General features: G+C 74.0%; 15 protein-coding genes. 9 read left to right on the top strand and 6 right to left on the bottom strand.

All coding sequences use genetic code 11. The annotated features are described in order from the left end of the window. The first annotated feature begins 30 nt into the window (after nucleotides 1–30). The 5 genes from GLX25_RS04680 to GLX25_RS18475 all read left to right on the top strand — a co-directional run bounded on the left by GLX25_RS04680 (nucleotide 31) and on the right by GLX25_RS18475 (nucleotide 4,331). Nucleotides 31–909, top strand: coding sequence for a hypothetical protein (locus tag GLX25_RS04680; protein WP_155841076.1), 879 nt, complete (start codon nucleotides 31–33; stop codon nucleotides 907–909). Continuing rightward, entirely contained in the window at nucleotides 906–1,175 is a 270-nt protein-coding gene (locus GLX25_RS04675) for a PqqD family protein (protein WP_155841075.1), read from the top strand. Before GLX25_RS04680 ends, GLX25_RS04675 begins: the two co-directional genes overlap by 4 nt. Nucleotides 1,176–1,237: 62 nt before the next feature. Then, entirely contained in the window at nucleotides 1,238–2,389 is a 1,152-nt protein-coding gene (locus GLX25_RS04670; protein WP_155841074.1) for a P-loop NTPase family protein, read from the top strand. Nucleotides 2,390–2,517: 128 nt separating this feature from the next. Then, nucleotides 2,518–3,072, top strand: coding sequence for a hypothetical protein (locus GLX25_RS04665; RefSeq protein ID WP_155841073.1), 555 nt, complete (start codon nucleotides 2,518–2,520; stop codon nucleotides 3,070–3,072). 98 nt (nucleotides 3,073–3,170) lie between these two features. Further along, complete coding sequence (locus GLX25_RS18475) at nucleotides 3,171–4,331, top strand: glycosyltransferase family 4 protein (protein ID WP_155841072.1); 1,161 nt, start codon at nucleotides 3,171–3,173, stop codon at nucleotides 4,329–4,331. Nucleotides 4,332–4,343: 12 nt separating this feature from the next. Here GLX25_RS18475 and GLX25_RS04655 read toward each other — a convergent pair whose 3' ends face one another. Genes GLX25_RS04655 through GLX25_RS04635 form a run of 5 tightly spaced genes read right to left on the bottom strand, consistent with a single transcriptional unit; the run spans nucleotide 4,344 to nucleotide 10,934 of the window. Then, entirely contained in the window at nucleotides 4,344–5,477 is a 1,134-nt protein-coding gene (locus GLX25_RS04655) for a glycosyltransferase (RefSeq protein WP_155841071.1), read from the bottom strand. Beyond that, nucleotides 5,474–6,517: a glycosyltransferase family 4 protein gene (locus tag GLX25_RS18760; protein ID WP_155841070.1), complete on the bottom strand. Its 1,044-nt coding sequence runs from the start codon at nucleotides 6,515–6,517 to the stop codon at nucleotides 5,474–5,476. The genes GLX25_RS04655 and GLX25_RS18760 overlap by 4 nt, the downstream gene beginning before the upstream one ends. Beyond that, the gene (locus tag GLX25_RS04645) at nucleotides 6,514–7,680 is read right to left on the bottom strand and encodes a glycosyltransferase family 4 protein (RefSeq protein WP_155841069.1); all 1,167 of its coding nucleotides are present in this window, start codon (nucleotides 7,678–7,680) and stop codon (nucleotides 6,514–6,516) included. The genes GLX25_RS18760 and GLX25_RS04645 overlap by 4 nt, the downstream gene beginning before the upstream one ends. 12 nt (nucleotides 7,681–7,692) lie before the next feature. After that, nucleotides 7,693–8,871: a glycosyltransferase family 4 protein gene (locus GLX25_RS04640; protein WP_155841068.1), complete on the bottom strand. Its 1,179-nt coding sequence runs from the start codon at nucleotides 8,869–8,871 to the stop codon at nucleotides 7,693–7,695. Then, entirely contained in the window at nucleotides 8,868–10,934 is a 2,067-nt protein-coding gene (locus GLX25_RS04635) for a glycosyltransferase (RefSeq protein ID WP_166548440.1), read from the bottom strand. The genes GLX25_RS04640 and GLX25_RS04635 overlap by 4 nt, the downstream gene beginning before the upstream one ends. Before the next feature lie 81 nt (nucleotides 10,935–11,015). Between GLX25_RS04635 and GLX25_RS04630 the strand changes: the two genes are divergently transcribed. The 3 genes from GLX25_RS04630 to GLX25_RS04620 are packed head-to-tail and all read left to right on the top strand — an operon-like array spanning nucleotide 11,016 to nucleotide 13,845. Continuing rightward, nucleotides 11,016–11,747 (top strand): arsenate reductase/protein-tyrosine-phosphatase family protein, encoded by a 732-nt coding sequence (locus GLX25_RS04630; protein WP_155841066.1) that lies wholly within the window; start codon nucleotides 11,016–11,018, stop codon nucleotides 11,745–11,747. Further along, nucleotides 11,744–12,913, top strand: coding sequence for a glycosyltransferase family 4 protein (locus tag GLX25_RS19310; RefSeq protein ID WP_155841064.1), 1,170 nt, complete (start codon nucleotides 11,744–11,746; stop codon nucleotides 12,911–12,913). Before GLX25_RS04630 ends, GLX25_RS19310 begins: the two co-directional genes overlap by 4 nt. Before the next feature lie 56 nt (nucleotides 12,914–12,969). Continuing rightward, the gene (locus GLX25_RS04620) at nucleotides 12,970–13,845 is read left to right on the top strand and encodes a glycosyltransferase family 2 protein (RefSeq protein WP_155841062.1); all 876 of its coding nucleotides are present in this window, start codon (nucleotides 12,970–12,972) and stop codon (nucleotides 13,843–13,845) included. Nucleotides 13,846–14,138: 293 nt separating this feature from the next. Here the strand turns inward: GLX25_RS04620 and GLX25_RS04615 are convergent, their stop codons facing one another. Beyond that, nucleotides 14,139–15,080 carry an alpha/beta fold hydrolase gene (locus GLX25_RS04615; protein WP_155841060.1) on the bottom strand — a complete coding sequence of 314 codons (942 nt, stop codon included), beginning with the start codon at nucleotides 15,078–15,080 and terminating at the stop codon, nucleotides 14,139–14,141. A 71-nt stretch (nucleotides 15,081–15,151) separates the two neighbouring features. Between GLX25_RS04615 and GLX25_RS04610 the strand changes: the two genes are divergently transcribed. Next, on the top strand, nucleotides 15,152–15,823 hold the full coding sequence (locus GLX25_RS04610) for a TetR/AcrR family transcriptional regulator (protein WP_271192345.1): 672 nt from the start codon (nucleotides 15,152–15,154) through the stop codon (nucleotides 15,821–15,823). The last annotated feature ends 45 nt before the right edge of the window (nucleotides 15,824–15,868 follow it).

Raw genomic sequence — 15,868 nt, 5'->3', positions numbered from 1 at the left:
CGCTACGCTGATCGAGGAGGACGGAGGAGCGTGGACGAGTCTCGAGTCAGCGTGCCCCTTCAGGTGCGCCTCCAGTTCGGGCATGCCGCCGTGCAGTACGTCGCCGACGAGGTCGGCGCCGACCTCCTGCACATCAAGGGCGCCGCCGTCGATCCGACGCTGCGGGCCGGTCACTTCGGCACCGACGTCGACGTCATGGTGCGCCCCGACCAGGTCGCGGCGATCGACGGCGCGCTGCGACGAGCCGGATGGTCCCTCTACAGCACGTTCGCGAACGGTTCGCCGTTCGGGCACGCCCAGACCTACCTGCACCCCGACTGGGGGTACGTCGACGTCCACCGGTACTTCCCCGGGATCGGCCTGGAGCCGGCAGCGGCCTTCGATGTGCTCTGGGGCGACCGGGGCCGCCTCGAGATCGCCGGCGTCCTCTGCTCGGTGCCGAGCGTCGCCGGGCAGCGCGTGCTGCTGGTACTGAACGCGGCTCGATCGGCGAGCGGCGGTCGGCGCGACCTCCCGGTCGTGTGGGACGAGGCGGATGCCGCGCAGCGCGCGGCGATGGAGGAGTTGGTCCCCCGGCTGCGCGCCGAGGTCGCCTTTGCGGCGGCGACGGGCGACCTGGAGCGCTATCGCGGACGCCGCGAGTACCTGCTCTGGAAGGTCGTCTCGCAGGGCGGCCCGCGGTCCCTCGAGTGGTGGGCGCGGATCCAGGCGGCGCCCGACCTGGGGACCCGACTACGGCTCGTGGGCCGCGCACCGCTCGTGAACGTCGATCACCTCGCGCACCGTCTCGGACGGCGCCCGTCTCGATGGGAGATCGTCGTCGAGTTCGTGCGTCGCCCGGCCGTGGCGGCGCGTGAGGCCGTGCGCGCCGCGCGAGCGCGCCTGCGTCGCCAGGGGGTCACTCGATGACGCCGGCGTACCGGCCGTCCGCGGCGACGGCGCAGCTCGTCCAGGACGACGTCCGCTACGCGGCCGTGCTCCCCTCCGGTCCGATCGTCGTGTTCGACGGTGTGGCCGAGCTCATCTGGGCGGAGGCCTGCGGCGGGCCGGCGGCGACGATCGTCGACCGGGTCGCCGCCTCGACGGGGACCGAGCCCGACGAGATCCGGGAGGACGTCGAGCGCTTCGTCGCGGAACTCGTGACCCTCGGCCTGCTGGTCTCGGGCGACCTGTGATGCCGCGGTCGCACCATGCAACGACCGGCTGTGGGCCCGCGACGGGCGGGTAGGCTTCCGACATGTCCACCGCCATCGACGTGCGCGCCCTGTCGAGCCACGTCCGCATCGAGCTCGACGATTCGCTGAGCAACGCCGAGCAGGCGGCCATCACGGCGCACTGGGCCGACCTGGCCTACGACGGCGACGGCGAACCGGATCGCGTGCTCCGCGCAGGTGTGCGTCGCGATTCCGACCCGGCGAACGGCGACCTCACGGTCAGCGCCAACTCCCCGGAGGCGCTCGCGCAGCGGATCACGTCGCAGGTCACCCTGGAGGCGATCGGAGGGCTGCGCGGGGAAGCGCTGATGCTCCACGCGGCCGCGGTGACGCTCGACGACGGCCGGGTGATCGGCTTCGTCGGCCCCTCCGGCCGGGGCAAGACCACGGCGGCCCGAGAGTTCGGCCGCGCCTTCGGCTACGTGACCGATGAGACCCTCGCGATACGACCGGGCGGTTCCGTCATCCCGTACCGCAAGCCGCTGTCCATCGGGACGAAGGCGGGAGTGAAGGCGACCGAGCCCGCATCCGGACTCGATCTCAAGGGGCTGCCGGACGCCGAGCTCGAGCTCGCCGCCCTCGTCCTGCTCGACCGGCGACCTGAGGTCGCGGAGCCGTTCGTCGAATCGGTGCCGATCATCGACGCGCTTCCGGAGCTCGTCGCCCAGTCGAGCTTCCTCTCCGCACTCGATCGACCGCTCGGAACGCTGATCGACACGATCCGCTCGACCGGCGGTGTGCGGCGGATCGTGTATTCCGAGGCGTCGACGATCCCGGGCATCGTCGACGACCTGCTGGGGTCCGTTGACGAGAGCGCCCCGATGGTGATGGACGTCGCCGACCTGTCGCAGCGCGGCTGCGACTGCGACGGGAGGGTGCTCCCCGAGGTAGCGACTCCCGATGCCGGCGACCGCCCGGGGGCGTACTGGCGGGGGACGTTCGCCGACGCGAGGATCGTCGACGACTCGCTCGTCGTGCTCGCGGCGGGGCGGCTCACGGTGCTCGTCGGCGTGGGGCCCGCCCTCTGGCTCGCGGCCGATGGGCTCACGGAGGACGAACTGAAGACGGCAGCGCAGAGGGACCTCCCGGCACCGCCCGCCGACGTGGACGTCGACCGGGTGATCTCCCAGGCGCTGCGCAGCTTGGAGGACGCGAGCCTGCTCATCCGAAGCTGAGCGATTGTTACGTACGTCCCCCGAATGCGGGTGTTATGGGACTCGACGGCGAGGGCCCGAAACCCTTAGAGTGTGCTGGGAAACCCGAAAACCGAGATCTTTTCCCACACAGCATAGGAAGGTCTGTCATGAGCGACCTCGAAGAACAGCGTCCCGGCGTCAGCCGGCGCACCGTCGCCAAGGCAGCGGCGTGGTCCGTCCCGGTCGTGGCGCTCGCCGTCTCGACCCCCGCGTACGCCGCATCGCCCGGCATCATCACCCTCACCGGTCTCGGCTGCAAGCTGCCGGGCAACTCGAACTCCACGTACAAGGGCTACGCATTCAAGGCGAGCATCCAGAACACGTTCAACGTGCCGATCACCGTCACCATCACGTCCGCCACGCTCGGCGGGGCCGACCTCGGTGGGGTCGCGGTGGTCAACCTCGACACGTGCGTCGGCACCGCGACGTCGTTCGTGGTCCCGGCGAACTCCACGTTCCCCCAGATCGCGATCGTGACCAAGGAAGCCCCGAACAGCCAGAACAACACGCTCACTCTGATGTACGACATCGACGGTGGTCCTGGTGGTTCGGAGTCCGTTTCGTCGTCGGTCCCCGCCGTGCCGCCGCTCAACGGCGCGTCCTGCAGCGAGGGCGCATTCACCGCGGCGCAGAAGCTCTGCCTCGCCAGCCTGATCATCTGATCAGCCCGAGCGCGTCACGTGGAGCCCGGTAGGCCGAAGTGCCTGCCGGGCTCTCGTGCATCCGTCATCGACGACGCGCCCTTGCGGGATGGAGTGCTGTGATCGGCATCGTCCACGCCATCACGCCCGGCGACCACTTCTCGCCGCGCACCGGGTCGGCGATCCCCACCGTCGTGCACGGGCTCGCGGGCGCGGCGAGCCGCGACCCCGATCCGGTTCGGCACGCCGCGGTGCTCGATCGCTCGACGATGCGGCCGCGATACGACAGCGCGGCACTCATCGAGTTCGACCGCGCAGCGTGGCTCACCCGACGCGATCGAGTTGGTGACCTCGTCAGGGGACGACTCGGCTTGCCCCGCCGGGGCGTCGAACGGTTCTATGCTCCGCTCGTCGACGCCGTTCGGCGGCAGCCACCGGCCTTCGTGCTCGCGCACAATGCACCCGTGATCCCCTGGATGCTGCGGGACAGCGAGCATCGGGTCGTGCTCTACGCGCACAACGATCTCCTCCGCACCTACTCGCGCGCCGAAGCTCGCCGAATGCTCGAACCGGCGGTCGCCATCGTGTGCGTCGGCGACGAGCTTGCAGAGCGGATGCGGGCTGCGCTACCTCCGCACCTCGCAGAACGCGTGCACGTGGTCCGGAACGGCATCGACACCGAGCGATTCCAGCCAGGCGATCACCGTCGCGTCCGAGCGCCGGCACGCGGCGAGCCGTTCCGGGCGATGTTCGTCGGCCGCGTGATCCCGGAGAAGGGACCCGACGTGCTCGTCAGGGCCGCCGGCCTGCTCGCCTGGGGTTCCGTCGAGGTGACCGTCGTCGGAAGCCGGGGGTTCGCGCGCGACGCCCCGCTCTCGCCGTACGAGCAGGACCTGCGGCGGCTCGCCGACGAATCCGGCGCCGTCGTCCGCTTCGAGCCCTTCGTCGAGCGCGACCGCCTTCCGGATCTGCTGCGATCGGCCGATGCGCTCGTGGTCCCGTCGAAGTGGGACGAGCCGAGCGGGCTGACGGCCGGCGAAGGCCTCGCGAGCGGACTGCCCGTCGTCGCGTCCCGCATCGGCGGCCTGCCCGACGTGGTGGGCGACGCGGGCATCCTCGTCCCGCCGAACGATCCGGCGGCGTTGGCCGACGCCCTCCGCGAGCTGATCGACGATCCAACCGAGCGTGCCCGCCGCGCTGCGGCGTCCCGCGCTCGCGCCGTCGCGCGCGACTGGGACTGGGCGTGGGGCAACCTCCGCCGCGTGCTCGAACAGCTCTGATCGGCGACCCGGCTACGCGGTGTCGAACGTCGCCAACCGCTTGAGGACGGCGCGCATCGCCGCGACCCGCTCGCTCCAGTCGCTGGCCGGCCCGTCGGCACCGTCGGGGAACGGCCGCGCCGACTCCAGCGCCGCGACCACCTCGCCCGGGAACGACGCCGCCTCGGCGACCGTGACGCGCGAGTCCGCGACATCCCGGAACCCCGCCACCGGCGTCGAGACCACGGGCCGGCCGACGGCCTGGTACTCGTAGAGCTTGATCGGGTCGAGGCTGTCGGTGAACGGCGTCACGACGTGCGGCACCACGAGCACGTCGGCGTGCTGGAGGTAGCCGACGACGGCGGCGCTCGGCCGAGGGCCGAGCAGCATCGCACCCGCGGCCTCGAGGCGGGCGGTCGCGGCGCCGCCGAGGAGGTTCGGGCCGACGAGCACGAGCGTGCCGCCGGCGGCGGCGACGGCACGCGCGGTCGCCTCGCAGAGGTCGACGTCGATGCGGTCGGGGTGCGCCGTGCCCAGGTAGAGCGCGGTGCGCCCGGCGGGCAGGTCGGCCGGGCGCGGGGCGGGCCGCCGATAGGCGGCCGCGTCGACGCCGTTCGGGATGAGGGTGACCGTGCGGGTCGCGCCCTTGCGGCGCTCCAGTTCGGGCGAGCAGACCACGACCTCGCGGGCGACCTCGAGCAGCCGGGCCTCGGTGGCGGCGGCGCGGGCCCGTTCGCCCTCCGAGCGGTCGGCCGCGAGCCAGTCGTCGGTGACGTCGTAGAGCGTCGGCCAGCCCGTGCGTTCGGCGAGTTCGACGGCGCCCGGGTCGTTGATCCAGAGCAGCGGATGCTCCATGCCGAGCGATCGCGCTGCATGCACGACGCCCGCCGCGAGGCGCTCGTCTGCTCGCGCATCGAACCGGCGCGGCAACCACTTCGTCGGACGATACGTCCAGAGTCGCCCGGCTGCCGGGTCGCCGACCTCGGTCACGCGCTGGCCGGTGGCCGGCCGCCGGCGCGACGAGAGGTCGTGCACGGGGTCGGCGGCGGGTTCGACGAAGAGCACGCGCAGCTCCGGGTCGGTGCGCAACAGCCCCGCGACGAGGTGCTGGTTGCGTCGCCACACCTGGTCCCAGCGTTCGAGCGACAGCACGACGAGGTCGGTCATCCGATGGCCTTCCGGTAGACGGCCTCGGTCCCGTCGGCCTGGGCGCGGAGCGAGAACTCCGACTGCTGGCGTTCGCGTGCGGCGGCGCCGAGGGCGGCACGTCCGGCCGGGTCGGCGGCGAGGGACCGCAGGCGCTCGCCCGCGGCATCCGCATCGCCCGCCGCGAAGCGCGCCCGCTCGTCGAGGCCGTCGAGCAGCTCGACATGGCCCGCGGCGTCCGCGGCGACGGGCGGCAGACCCGATGCCATGGCTTCGAGGAGCGTCAGGCCGAGCCCCTCGACGGGGCACGGCGCGAGCAGGATGCCGGCGCGCGTCAGTAGTTCCGGCAGGTCGGTGCGGTACCCGCTGAAGCGCACGGATGCCGCGATGCCGAGCTCCGCGACGAGCGCCTCGAGCGGCTCCCGGTCCGGGCCGATCCCGGCGACGTCGAGCGTCCAGCCCTCGTCGGCCAGTCCGGACGCGGCGAACGCGCGCACCCCGACGTCGGTGCGCTTCTCGGGCTGCAGGCGCTGGGCCATGAGGACCGTGCGCTCGCGCGCGCCCGGGTCGCCCGCCGGGCGTGGGTCGATGCCCGTGTGGACGACCGTGCTCGGGCCCTCGACGGCCGACGCAACGGCGGAGGAGATCGCGAGCTGCGCATCGATCCGGCCGCGCACCAGGGCCTCGATCGGCACGGCGCCGACCCGGCCGCGCGGCCTCGCGAAGTGGCAGGTCGCGACGACCGCGGGCCGGCGCGCGCGCCCGCGGGTCGCGAGGGCTGCGACGGCCGCGACATCCGCCGCGGTCATGTGCGTGTTCACGACGTCGACCTCGTCGGCCAGGCCGCGCACCGCGCGGAGCACCTCGATCGTGCGGGCGGCGGCGGTGTGCCCGATCCCCGAATCGTCGAGGCCGGGCCGCATGCGCGGCGGGTCGCCGCCGATCACGTGCACGGCGTGCCCGTCCGCCGCCTGCGTGCGGGCGAGCCTCAGCACGAACTGCTCGACGCCGGAGAAGCCGTCGGAGCGGATGGCGTGCAGGATGCGGAGCGGCTCGGTCACGAGGCGCCCGCCGCGCGGTCCGTCGGCCGGCCCGCCGCCTTCCGCGCCTCGATCGAGCGGGCCAGCTCGAGGTACCGCGCCGCGACCTCGCGCCACGAGTGCTGCTCGGCCGTCCGCCGTGCGCGCTGGCGCCACTCCTCGCGGGTCGCTGCGTCGAGGCCGTCGAGCTCGGCCAGGCGAGTCGCGATCGGTGCGACCTTGCGCTCGACGAGGAATCCGTTCTCGCCGTCGACCACGATGTCGGGCGCGAAGCCCACGTGCGTCGAGACCACCGGCACGCCGCAGGCGAGCGCCTCGAGCACGACGAGCGCGTTCGCCTCGTAGGCGCTCGGCAGCACGAGCACGTCGGCCGCGCGCAGCAGCGGCACGGGATCCGGCCGCTCGCCCGCGAACACCACGCGACCGGCGACGCCCGCTCGGCGTGCCTGCGAACCGGCGCGCCGGATCATGTCGGAGCTGCCGCCGACGACGAGGAGTACGACGCCCGGCGCCATCCGCAGCGCGTCGATCGCCAGGTGCAGCCCCTTCCGCTCGAACTCGTGGCCGATGAAGATCGCGACCGTGGCGTCGACCGCGATCCCGAGTTCGCCGCGGACGGCCGCGCGCCCCGCGGCATCGCCGGGGCTGAACCGCTCGACGTCGACGCCGTTCGGGATGACCGTGACCGGTGGCCGCACGCGCCCGTAGACCTCGGTCAGCAGCCGTGCCTCTTCCCCGGTCAGGGCGACCACGGCGCGATGCGTGCGGCCGCGATAGCGGATGCGGTCGCGGAACGCGGTGAACAGGTGCACCGGGTTGCGCACCATCCGCCAGGCGTAGTTGCCCCGGGCACGCATCGCCGCCTGCAGCAGGCCGTGGTTGACGTAGACGTCGCCCGCCATGACGTCGTTGTGGGTGAACGACACGGCGTCGGGCCGCTCGGCGAGGTAGCGCTTCGCGCGCCGTGTGCCGAGCGTGCTGAACCAGATCACGTTGCCCGCGCGCGCGAGGTGCAGGCCGAGCGTCGTGCGGTGCGGTCGGTCGAGGGTGCGTCCGGCCTCGGCCGCCGTGAAGCGCTCGACCGGCACGCCCGCCGCGCGGAACTCCCGCTCGAGTGCGTAGGCGACGCCGGCGACGCCGCTGCCGGGCTCGATCGACGGCGCGATCTGGACGATCCGAGTCATCCGGTCATCCGGTCATCCGGTCGTCCGGTCGGCTGAGGCGGCGTCGGTTCCCGCACCGCTCCGCTCGGCCTCGAGCCGCTCGGCGAGTTCGAGGTAGCGGCGGGCGACCTCGCGCCATCCGTACGCCTCGGCCGACGCCCGCGCCCCACGACGCAACGCCGCGAACGACTCGTCGTCGAGCGTCGCGAGCTCCTCCATCCGCGCGCCGACCGCCACCGGGTCGCGTTCGACCAGGTAGCCGTTCTCGCCGTCGCGCACGATCTCGGGCGCGAAGCCGACCGGGGTCGCGATCACCGGCAGGCCGCTCGCGAGCGCCTCGAGCACGACCAGGGCGTTCGCCTCGTACGCGCTCGGGAAGACGAAGAAGTCGCAGGCCGCGAGATGGTGCGGGAGGTCCTTCCGCACCCCGAGGAACAGCACGCGGTCGCCGACGCCGTGTTCGATCGCCTCGGCATGCGCCTCCGCGATGATCTCGTCGTTCCCGCCGATCACCATCAGCAGCGCGCTCGGGCCGTACGCGAGCCCGCGGATCGCGAACGAGAGCCCCTTGCGCGAGAACTCGTGCCCCACGAAGACGCCGACGCGCTGATCGGGGCCGAGCCCGAGTTCCGAGCGCGCCGCGGCGCGCTCCTCCGGCGTCGGCGGACGGAACCGGTCGAGGTCGACGCCGTTCGGAATGACCTCGATGCGCGGGCCGATCGGGCCGTACGTCGCCCGCAGGTCGTCGGCCTCGCCCTCCGACAGGCAGACGGCGACCCGGTGCGTGCGCCCGCGGTACCGGATGCGGTCGCGCAGGTAGATGAAGTCGTGCACCGGATTGCGGTAGATGCCCCACCACGATCGTCCTCGGGCACGCATCGATGCGAGCAGCAGGCCGTGGTTGACGTAGACGTCGCCGGCGACCACGTTGTTGTGGCAGATCGAGATCGCGTCCGGACGCTCGGCGAGGTACTGCTTCGCACAGCGGGTGCCGACGGTGCTGAACCAGATCATGCGCCAGCCGCCGCGAATCCGGGCGAGGATCGTGTTGCGCGACGACCGGGGCGTCGATCGCCCACGGCGGGCGGACTGGAACGTGAACACCTCGACGGTCGCGCCGAGCGCCTGCAGCTCCTGCTGGAGGTGCCACGCCACGCCGGCGACGCCCGTGCCGGGGCCGATGAACGGGACGATCTGCACGATGCGGGTCATGCCGTGGCCTCCGCTGGGGTGTCGGTGGTCGGGGTCGCATGCGCCACCGTACTCGTGCTCGCGGCATCCGCTCGCCCGAATCGCGCCTCCACCCGCGCCGGCCCGAGCCGGTAGAGCGCCGCGCGGCGCCGCGCGGCACGGCCTCGCTCGCCGGGGAGCACGATCGACCGAACGGTCGCACCGAGCCACTGGCCGGTACGCGCCCACTGCCAGCCGGCCGCGCCGAAGTGCTTGCGGAGGAACCGCTCCTGCGACGCGTGGAAGTGCGCCTCGCGCCGGCGCGGATCGCCGCCGGTTCCCGCGCCGACGTGCACCGCGCGCGCCTCGGGCACGACCGCGTGCCGCCAGCCGAGCCGATGCGCGCGGTGGGCCCAGTCGGCCTCCTCGGCGTAGAGGAAGTACTGCTCGTCGAACCATCCCACCTGGTCGAGCGCCTCGGCGCGGAGCAGCAGGACCGAGCCGATGACGTACGACGGGTCGCGGCGGAGCCGCGCGAGCCCGAGCGATTCGAGCCACGTGCCCGACGGCGAGGGCAGCCACCACTCGACGCGCGCCTCGTGGCCCTGCCCGTCGACCTGCGCGGGGCCGACGCTCGCGAGGTCGGGGCGCGCGCGCAGCGCGCGGTGCAGCCGGGCGACGTCGTCGGCCGAGATCTCGGCGTCGGGGTTCAGCAGCAGCACGTCGGAGCCGGGCGCGATCAGGTTCGCGAGGCCGTGGTTCACGCCGGCCGCGAAGCCGCCGTTGCGGCCGGGATCGAGGTAGCGCACGCCGAGTTCGTCGCACAGCGCGCGGATCGCGGGCAGCGACGAGTTGTCGACGACCGTGACCGGGAGGCCCGCGACCGGCTCGAGCGCGCGACGCAGCAGCTCTGGCGCACCATAGGCGACCACAATGACCTCGAGCGTGGGCGTCGGCTCGGGGGCGACGGATGCCTCGTGCACGATCGACCGGTACAGCTCGAGGTAGTCGCGGCCGACCGCGCCCCAGCTGCACTCCTCGGCGCGGACGAAGCCGGCGGCGCGCAGCTCGGCGGCACGTGGGCCGGCCGCGTCCACGAGGGCGTCGGCGAGCGCCGCCGCGTCGCCCGTCGGCACCACGACGCCCGCGCCTCCGACGACGTCGGGCAGCGCGCCCGCATCGCTCGACACGACCGGGACGCCGCACGCCATCGCCTCGACCGCGACCCGGCCGAACTGCTCGGTCCACGAGGCCGTCGGCAGCGACGGCACGGCGAGCACGTCGAACGTCCGCAGGATCTCCGGGATGCCGGCCGGGTCGACGGACCCCACGACCTCCACGCGATCGGCGACGCCGACGGATGCCGCGTGCGCGGGCAACTCGGACGCGAGCGGTCCGGTGCCGACCACGCGCAGGCGCAGCCGGGGCTCGCGCGCGAGCGCGTCGAGCAGCAGGAGCACGCCCTTCTCGGGCACGAGCCGGCCGATGAAGCCCACGGTGATCGGGGCGGCGGGGTCTCGAGTCGGCGCCGGCGCGCCGACTCGACCGCCGGTCGTGGTCGCGGCATCCGCCGGCGTGAACCGCTCGAGGTCGACGCCCAGCGGGATCACGCGCGCCCGACCGACGAAGCCCTTGTCCTCCGCGATGCGAGCGGCCTCGGTGTTGCACGCCGACACGCCCGACGCGGCGCGGAGCGCCCACCGCTCGAGCCAGCGGAAGGGGATCGGGTACCGCTTGCGGAGGTTCTGCGCGGTGTAGAGCACCACGGGCGTGCGACGGGCCTGCCGGCGCAGTGCCCGCAGCAGCAGGATCTCGGCGGTCGCGAGCGCGAACGGCTCCTCGTGCACGTCGATCACGTCGACCTCGTGGCCCAGCGCCCGCCACAGCGGCAGCGGGTCGTAGACGAAGAGCGCCGGATGCCGCCCGAGCGTGCGCACGCCGCGCACCCGCTCGTCGGGTCGGGCGTGCAGCATCACGGGAGCGCCGCCGGCGTGCCACCGCCGGGCGCAGCACAGCTCGACGTCGACGCCGAGCGCGGTGAGCGCACGCTCGCGACCGCGCCACTCGTCGACGACGGCACTGTGCGAGACCCTGAGTACGCGCACCGCACCCCCTCTAGACTTCCGTTGCAGAAACCTTATCCGGGGCCCCGCTCCCCGGTCGTGGCGAGCCGGGGGTGATCGCGCATGGATCCCGACGAGTTCCGCGTGCTCGTGGTCTGCACGGGCAACATCAACCGGTCGGCGCTCGCCGCGGCGCTCCTGCGGACCTGGGTCGACCGGTACCTGCCGACGGATGCCGCGGCCCGCGTCGTCGTCACGAGCGCCGGCCTCGCCGCGCCCGTGGGCCGGCCCATGCGGAGCCGGACGCGAGCGATCACCGAACGGCTCGGCGCCGACGGCCGGGCGCACCGCGCGACCCAGGTCGACGAGCGCGTCATCGGCGGCGCCGACCTCGTGCTCACGGCGGATGTCGCGCATCGCGACGGCGTGCTCGGCATGGTGCCGTCGATGCTGCGGTCCACCTTCACGATCCGGGAGGCCGGCGGGATCGCCGCGGGGCTGGGCCCTGCGCCCGCTCCGGCCTCCGTCGACGAGCTCCGGTCCCGCGTCGCCGCGTTCGGCCGTCGGCGCGCGTTCGGCGTGGACGACGACGGCGACATCACCGACCCGCAGGGCCGCGACGACGACGCCTACCGCGCGATGGCGCGCGAGGAGGTGCCGCCGCTGGCGTCGATCGCCGCGACGCTGTTCGGGATGCCGCCGGCCGACGTCCACTCGCTTCGGGCGACGGTCGAGGATCCCGACGCGTTCTCGTTCGAGGGGCTCGGCAGGTCGGACGCCTCCGGGTCGGGCGGCGCTTCGGCGACGTCGCGCGGGGGTCGCGTTCGCCGCTGGTTCGGCAGGCGCGACACGTGAGCGCGCGGGAGCGGCCGCTTCGCGTGCTGCACCTGGACCACACCGGTGCGGCCGGCGGCGCCGAACTGGCGCTCGTGCGGATGCTGCAGGCCCGACCCGACTGGTCGGCCGTGCTGCAGACCCCGCCGCTCGAGCCGGGCCCGAACGTGTGGGACGCCGTGCCGCCGCGCGTGCCCCGGAGATCGGCAGGGGTGCGCCAGCCCGCGGGCGCGAGTTCCGGCGGCCCGCTCGCGGTGCTCGGGTTCGGCGCGCGGCTCGCCGTGCAGGCGCTCGCGGTGCGGACGTCCGCAGCGTTCCGGTCGGCCGACCTCGTCGATGCGAACACGGCGCGCTCGGCCGCCTACGGCGCGCTCGCCGCGCGGGTCGCCCGCACCCCGCTGGTGGTGCACCTGCGCGACCTCGTCGACCCCGAGTCGCTCGGCGGGCCGGGGCACGCGCTCATGACCCGGGTCGTGCTGCCCCGAGCCGACGGCGTCATCGCGAACTCGCGCGCCACCCTCGACTCGGCGCGGCGCTTCCTCCGGTCCGACGCCGTGGCCGAGGTCGTGCCGAGCGCCTCCGGCCTCGCGATCGGTGCCGCCCTGCTCGTCAGCGCCGATGCCCCGCTGCGCACGATCGGCATGCTCGCCCGGATCGACCCCTGGAAGGGCCAGGCCGAGCTGCTCGAGGCGTTCGCGCGTGCGTTCGCGGGACGCGACATCCGCCTGCAGTTCGCCGGCGGCGCGCCCTTCGGGCACGAGGCGTACCTCGCCGAGCTGCACCGCCGGGCGGACGAACTCGGCGTCGGCGCGCAGGTCGACGTGCTCGGGCACGTGGACGACGTGGCGAGGCTGCTCGACGGATGGGACGTCGCGGTGCAGTACTCGACGCGCGCCGAGCCGCTCGGCCAGAACGTGCTGCAGTACCTCGCGGCCGGTCGCGTGACGGTCGCGGCCGACGAGGGCGGCCCCGCCGAGTGGGTCGCCGACGGCGTGAACGGCCTGCTCGTGCTGCCGCGCGACGTCGGCGCGCTCGCCGCCGCGCTCACGCGGCTCGACGAGGACGCCGCGCTGCGCGCGCGCCTCTCCGGGGCGGCCGCCGCGACCCCGGGCCTGCTCGACGACCTCGCGGTCGCGCGCGCCCATCTCGACGTCTACGAGCGAGTGCTCGCCGCGTCCGCGAGGTAGGCCGTTCCCGCGGGTGCCTCTGGAGCGGTGCCGACTCCGCCGCCTACGATGAGCGGGTGCCCGAGTACCCCCACCTCTCCGTGATCATCCCCGCGCGTGACGCGGGGGCGACCATCGGCACCCAGCTCGAGGCCCTCGCCGCACAGGGATGGCAGGGCCCATGGGAGGTGATCGTCGCCGACAACGGCTCCCGGGACGACACCGTCGCCCGGGCCGAGGCGTGCCGGGACCGCCTCCCCGAGTTGCGCGTCGTCGACGCCTCGTCGGTACCGGGCGCGAGCCATGCCAGGAACGTGGCCGCCGAGACCGCGTCGGGCGACTACCTGCTGTTCCTCGATGCCGACGACATCGCCGAGCCGGGGTGGCTGGCGGCGATGGCCGCCGCGGCCGCCGAGCACTCGTTCATCGCCGGGGTGTCCACCGCCTCGCACGACTCCGCGTCCGATCCGCGGGCCGGCATGGGGCGGACGACCAAGTGGTCGGCGATCCTGCCGTCGAAGGGGTTCCTCGACGCGGCCGCCACCAACAACCTCGGCGTCAGCGCGGAGGTCTGGCGCGAGGTCGGCGGGTTCCGCGAGTCGATGCTCGCGAGCATGGACACGGCGTTCTGCTGGGATGCGCAGTTGCGCGGTCACCCGCTCGTCCGGGTCGACGGGGCGCACGTCACGTATCGGATGAGGACCTCGCTCCGCGAACTCTGGCGCCAGCAGTACCGGTGGGGCATCGGCTCGGTCCAGCTCTACGTGCTCTTCCGCGAGCACGGCGCCCCGCGTTCGTCCTCGCTCGGCGGGGCCGTCCGCATGCTGGGCCTCGTCGCGATGGCGCCCTTCTCGATCTGGTCGGTCGACCGACGGAGGGACTGGGTCGGTCGGGCGGCGCGCCGCGCCGGTCGGATCGCCGGCTCGATCCGGTTCGGGGTGCTCGAACTCTGATCGTCGTGCGACTCCGGCGGAGCCGGAGGGCGCGCCCCCTCCCGCACCCGCCGGTGGGGATCTCGCTCGCGCACACCTCGAAGCCCCCCGGGTCCTCCCGGTGCGACCGCCGTGCCGCGCATCCGGACACGGTTTGCTGGCCGGAGCAGGGAGAAGGGTATCCGCCGGATACCTTTCTCCGACGGACGCGGAGGAAACCGTCCCCCGGGTGGCGTTGAGCGCGGTAGCGGCCGTGCGCGCCGGCTCGAACGGACCTCCGTCGGCGAGGGCGTGTGCGCCGGCGAGCGGCAGCGCTAGGTCGTAGCGGGCAGGGTCGCGGAGTCCGACGCCGCGGCGGCGAGCCGGATGCGGTCGACGTGCGTCGGCCCGCCCGTCGCGAACGCGGTGACCGCGTCGAGCGTGGCATCCGCGCCGAGCACCCGGTTGTGGCCCGCGCCGTCGGTGAGGACGAGGCGCGAGCGGGCCCCGTGCGCGTCGTGCAGGCGGATGCCCTCGCTCGCGGGGACCTCGCGGTCACCGCGGTCGTGCACGACGAGCAGCGGCATCCGCTCGGGCAGGGGGTTCGCGGCGCCGTCGAACCGCGGCCACGGGTCGGCCACGTCGGGCAGGATGCGGCGCGCGAAGCGCGCGGCGAGGGCGTCGGCGGTGCTCGGGCGGGCGCCGATGCGCTGGGTGAAGGCGTCGATCAGGAACCTCGCGCGCGAGGGGCCGGCGATGGCCACCAGCCCGCCGGCGGCGACGCCGTCCGAGAGCGCCGCGCGGGCCGCCATCGCGCCGAACGAGTGCCCGATGATCGTGTGGAAACGACCCTCGCGGGCCTGGAGCGCGTCGATCGCGCCGAGCCAGTCGCGGATGTCGGTGCGGCGGCCGGGCGACTCGCCGTTGGCGGGCGCCTCGAACGCGAGCAGCCGGAAGCCCTCGGAGCGGAGCTCGCGCACGATGGGCGCGAACTGCGACGCGCGGCCGCGCCATCCGTGCACCAGCAGGATCGTGTCGGGCCCGCTGCCCCACTCGTAGGTCGCGAGGTCGCGACCCCGCACGCGGATGGTCGAGCGCTTCGCCGACTCGTGGACCGCACGGTCGGCGGGCCGGACCGGCAGGCGCCCGCCGACGCGCATGAAGAGCGGCAGGGCGACGGCGGCGGATGCCTCGGGGGAGACGGATTCGGCGGCGCGGACGGCGGCGACGCGGGTCAGGAGTGCCGCGGTGGTCGCGGTCTCGGCGATGGTGGTCACGAGGACTCCGATCAAAGAATACGAACGGTCGTACGTTGAGTATACGAACGTTCGTGCGTAAAATCGAGAGGGTGAGCACGGGAATCTCGATCGACGTCGCCGACGGCCGACGCGCCAGGGGTGACGCGTCGCGTCGCCAGGTGCTCGCCGCCGCCGTCGACCTCGCCTCGGTCGAGGGGCTCGACCAGCTCTCGATCGCGCGGATCGCCGACGCCGCATCGGTGTCGAAGAGCGGCGTCGCGACGCTGTTCGGCAGCAAGGAACGCCTGCAGCTCGCCACCGTCGAGGCCGCGCGGCTGCGCTTCGTCGAGACGGTCGTCGAACCCGCGCGGGAGCTTCCCCGTGGACTCGGCCGGGTCCTCGCGCTGGCCGACCGCTGGATCGCGTACTCGCGCGGGAGGGTGTTCCCGGGCGGGTGCTTCTTCGCCGAGGCGGCCGCCGACTTCGACGCCAAGCCCGGACCGGTGCGCGACGCCATCGACCACGCGCTCGCCGACTGGAGCGGCTACCTCGCGGCATCCCTCGGCCACGCTCGCTCGCTCGGAGAGCTGCCCGCGCTCGACGACCCCGACCAGCTCGCGTTCGAGTTCAACGCGCTCCTCGACCTCGCGAACCGCGACTCGGTCATGCGCGGCTCGAACGCCTCCTACGCGCGGGCCCGTCGCGGCATCGTCGCGCGCCTCCGCGCCGTCGGCGCCGACCCGGCCGCGGTCGACGTCTTCGCCGCCGTCTCCGACGCCTGACGGTCAGGTAGCCAGCCCCCGGTTCACACGAGAACCGTGGCGCGA

This window comes from Agromyces luteolus (assembly GCF_009729855.1).
In the GTDB taxonomy this organism is placed as follows: domain Bacteria; phylum Actinomycetota; class Actinomycetes; order Actinomycetales; family Microbacteriaceae; genus Agromyces; species Agromyces luteolus.
Note: the sequence above shows the minus strand (reverse complement) of the source record. Positions and strands in the feature narration are given on the sequence as shown.

Excerpts from the sequence above, each read along its gene's own strand:
- GLX25_RS04675 (WP_155841075.1), top strand. The coding sequence starts at position 906 with ATGACGCCGGCGTACCGGCCGTCCGCGGCGACGGCGCAGCTCGTCCAG.
- GLX25_RS04670 (WP_155841074.1), top strand. The coding sequence starts at position 1,238 with ATGTCCACCGCCATCGACGTGCGCGCCCTGTCGAGCCACGTCCGCATC.
- GLX25_RS04665 (WP_155841073.1), top strand. The coding sequence starts at position 2,518 with ATGAGCGACCTCGAAGAACAGCGTCCCGGCGTCAGCCGGCGCACCGTC.
- GLX25_RS04655 (WP_155841071.1), bottom strand. The coding sequence starts at position 5,477 with ATGACCGACCTCGTCGTGCTGTCGCTCGAACGCTGGGACCAGGTGTGG.
- GLX25_RS04645 (WP_155841069.1), bottom strand. The coding sequence starts at position 7,680 with ATGACTCGGATCGTCCAGATCGCGCCGTCGATCGAGCCCGGCAGCGGC.
- GLX25_RS04640 (WP_155841068.1), bottom strand. The coding sequence starts at position 8,871 with ATGACCCGCATCGTGCAGATCGTCCCGTTCATCGGCCCCGGCACGGGC.
- GLX25_RS04630 (WP_155841066.1), top strand. The coding sequence starts at position 11,016 with ATGGATCCCGACGAGTTCCGCGTGCTCGTGGTCTGCACGGGCAACATC.